Source organism: Novosphingobium indicum (genome assembly GCF_014645195.1).
Taxonomy (GTDB): domain Bacteria; phylum Pseudomonadota; class Alphaproteobacteria; order Sphingomonadales; family Sphingomonadaceae; genus Novosphingobium; species Novosphingobium indicum.
In genome coordinates this window covers 1-3041 of sequence record NZ_BMLK01000069.1, presented here as the reverse complement: position 1 = coordinate 3041, position 3041 = coordinate 1, and the positions used below count along the sequence as shown (strand labels likewise).

Sequence of the window (3041 nt, the reverse complement as noted above, 5' to 3'; positions counted from 1 at the left end):
CCACAGCGTCCGGCAGCATCGGCATCTCCGTCGTCAGGCTCCCAAGCCTTGTCCAACCCGGTTTTTGCGGGTCTCCAGCTCAGAAAATTCCTTTGGGAGGCTGTCCCGCCTATTTGTCGCAACGCGTGGACCTCCGAACCCTCCTTCAGGAGGGCGCTGGAAAACATCTTCAACCCTGTCAATTTCCAAGCCGAGCCGATGGAAAGTGCGCTGCACCAGAGCGCGTGTAAATTGCGCCGCATCAGACTTATTCGAATAGGTAAGAGGAATTGTTTGGTAATCATGTATGGGATGCGGCGACTTCGGATCCTTACCGAATTGTGCATCTTCCATGTATGGTGCCATGGCCAATTTGAGGATGATGCGCTCATCCAATCCGCGAACACCCGAAAGCAAGAACTGTTTGACGCGTGTCGGGGCAATCTCAAGCTCATCAATCAGGAGCGCCCAGCGCCGTGCGTCATCCCCAATCAAGCCATTGAATGCAGTTACAAGGGTGGAAATCAATGAAGGAAGAACTTCGTATGAAAACCGCTCCAAATCGCCGCCAGGCGCTTGGTTGAGTGAATTTTCGACGCCTATCTCTACACCCAACAATGTCGGGAGGATTGGCTCTATAGCTAGCGAGTCACTCGCCACCTGGGCAAATGATGCTTCATCTTCCTTTGTTAGCTCAGCAGCAAGATGCTTCACGTGATCAGGAATATGGCTCATGCGACCTAGCTCGACTGCCTCTCGCATCGCTCTAATCAGGCCACGAATGCAATGTAGAACGAACGCCGCCTCACATCTTGACGGCAATTCGTCTGAGGATTCATCCAACGCGCGGATCTGGCTACCCCACGCTAAATCTGCCGGAATGAAAGCAGAATTAAAAGAAACTTGCTTGGCGTAGCTAGGGGCGTCTTCATGCTCCCAGTGTTGCAGTGCTCGAAGCGTCAACATCTTCAGTAGCGTCGTCTTACCGCTTCCTCTCGGGCCAACGATCAGCGCAGAATTCTTTGAAAATAGTTTTCCAAAGTTTGGCTCTGGTGGGATGAACGACTTAGCGACATCGCGTGGCGCCAATGATCGAGCATTATATTCGACATCGAATTTCATTTCCACCGACCTACTTGCAATGGCAGACCGTCGCCGTCGAATGCCAAGCTGATCCCCGATTGTGACAGCAGTTGTATGAGCGCGATTTGGTCCGACGGAATCTGGTAAGCAAGGCCGGGAAACTGCTCCATGGCTTGTCTCCAATCGAGCGCGCCTTTTGGCTTTGGTATGGCTTGCTCAAGTTGCTTCGCCAGTGCCTTCGGTGGATTTCGGTAGCAGTTGTATGGGGGGATTATCGCCCATTGCGTTGCCGCCCCAAGGCACGTTGTAATGTCCCTTCAGGTTTGTTCGCCAAAGGCCATTGAAACAATTTCGATTCAGGTAAAGGAATCGAACTGCGGACTCAAGACCGACAGGTTCCATTTCATTGAATTCACCTCTAATCCGGTAGTAGACTGAGCATGAGCAACCTGTATTGGCTGACGGACGAGCAGATGGCGCGTCTTTCGCCATATTTTCCCAAGAGCCATGGAAAGCCGCGTGTCGATGATCGGCGCGTTCTGAGCGGCATCATCTTCGTCAATCGGAACGGCTTGCGTTGGCGTGATGCACCCAGGGAGTACGGGCCTCACAAAACCTTGTACAATCGCTGGAAGCGATGGAGCGAGATGGGCGTGTTCAGCCGGATGATGGAAGGTCTGTCTGCCCAGAGCGCTGAGCCCAGAACCATCATGATCGATGCGACCTACCTCAAGGCTCACCGCACGGCTTCCAGCCTTGGGGTAAAAAAGGGGATCTCGGGCGCCTGATCGGACGAACCAAGGGCGGCATGAATACCAAGCTCCACGCCGTCACTGATGCCAACGGACGGCCCTTGAGCTTCTTCATTACGGCGGGCCAGATCAGCGATTACACCGGTGCAGCGGCTTTGCTCGATGACTTGCCAAAGGCACAGTGGATGCTGGCCGACCGCGGCTACGACGCCGAATGGTTCCGGGATGCTCTTGAGCAAAAGGGCATCAAACCTTGCATTCCAGGCCGGAAATCCCGCTCGATGCCCGTCAAATACGACAAGCGTCGATACAAGCGCCGCAACCGTATCGAGATCATGTTCGGGCGCCTGAAGGACTGGCGTCGCGTCGCAACCCGCTACGACCGCTGCCCGACCGTATTCTTCTCAACCCTCGCTCTCGCAGCCACCGTCCTCTTTTGGCTCTGATCAACGAGTCCTGAGCCTAGCGCCTGTTTGCAGCCTAAGCGTTGCCACGTGACGCTGAATGGTAGCCCTGAGTTCCTCGCTTTATCTGCCAGCCAAAACGCACTAACCAGCGGTGCAGGAGCAGAGAATCCGATATCCGTGTCCCCCCCGCCGCCAGCCTCCGGCCTCGAAGCCGCCTTCCTTGCAAACCGGCAGCAGCTTTTGCGCTTCCTGCAGGTAAGAGGTGCGGGCGATGCTGCCGAGGACATTCTGCACGAAGTCTGGATTCGTGTTGCCACCAGCGGAGCGGGGCCGGTCTCGGCGCCTGTCCCCTATCTCTACAGCGCGGCAAACGCGGCCATGATCGATCGCTACTGCTCGCAGCGTCAGGCGGAAAAGCGCGAGCGCGACTGGAGCGATGTCCAATCGGGCGGGGGAGAGGCTTCTTCCGAACCTTCGGCGGAACGCCGGCTGGCCGCCACGCAGGAGGCGGCGCAGGTGTTCGCCATGCTCGACAGCCTTGGCCCTCGCATCGCACAGACCTTCCGCCGACACCGGGTAGATGGGATCGCCCAGAAGGCGCTTGCTGCGGAGCTCGGCGTGAGCCTCAGCACGGTGGAGAGTGACCTGCGTACGGCCTATCGGGCCCTTGCCGAATGGAAGGCTCGCGCCGACGGAGAGACGCGATGAGGTTGCGGGTAATCGATTCCGTCTTGGTTGTGAAAGGAGCCCGGCATGGCCAGTGACGAGACAATTCGCGACGAAGCGGTCCGTGAGCAGGCTCTCGACTGGGCCGTGCGCA

At 56.9% G+C, this 3041-nt stretch carries 5 protein-coding genes; 2 read left to right on the top strand and 3 right to left on the bottom strand.

Annotation, left to right across the window (positions count from 1 at the left end; all coding sequences use genetic code 11):
* Positions 1–33 precede the first annotated feature (33 nt).
* From IEX64_RS23970 to IEX64_RS24845, 3 genes are read right to left on the bottom strand one after another with little or no spacing between them, the layout of a single operon-like run.
* Positions 34–1101 (bottom strand): ORC-CDC6 family AAA ATPase, encoded by a 1068-nt coding sequence (locus IEX64_RS23970; RefSeq protein ID WP_188823960.1) that lies wholly within the window; start codon positions 1099–1101, stop codon positions 34–36.
* On the bottom strand, positions 1098–1232 hold the full coding sequence (locus IEX64_RS24675; protein ID WP_268238478.1) for a hypothetical protein: 135 nt from the start codon (positions 1230–1232) through the stop codon (positions 1098–1100). Before IEX64_RS24675 ends, IEX64_RS23970 begins: the two co-directional genes overlap by 4 nt.
* Before the next feature lie 46 nt (positions 1233–1278).
* Positions 1279–1464: a DNA adenine methylase gene (locus IEX64_RS24845; protein ID WP_373290202.1), complete on the bottom strand. Its 186-nt coding sequence runs from the start codon at positions 1462–1464 to the stop codon at positions 1279–1281.
* A gap of 38 nt (positions 1465–1502) precedes the next feature.
* Here IEX64_RS24845 and IEX64_RS23960 point away from each other — a divergent pair.
* Together IEX64_RS23960 and IEX64_RS23955 are read left to right on the top strand one after the other, a co-directional pair.
* Positions 1503–2260 (top strand): IS5 family transposase gene (locus IEX64_RS23960; RefSeq protein ID WP_188823955.1). Its coding sequence is split into 2 segments (ribosomal slippage): positions 1503–1836 and positions 1836–2260, totalling 759 coding nucleotides; the frame shifts between segments, so codons are not numbered across the junction.
* Between the two features lie 138 nt (positions 2261–2398).
* Entirely contained in the window at positions 2399–2929 is a 531-nt protein-coding gene (locus IEX64_RS23955) for an RNA polymerase sigma factor (RefSeq protein ID WP_188823954.1), read from the top strand.
* Positions 2930–3041 lie beyond the last annotated feature (112 nt).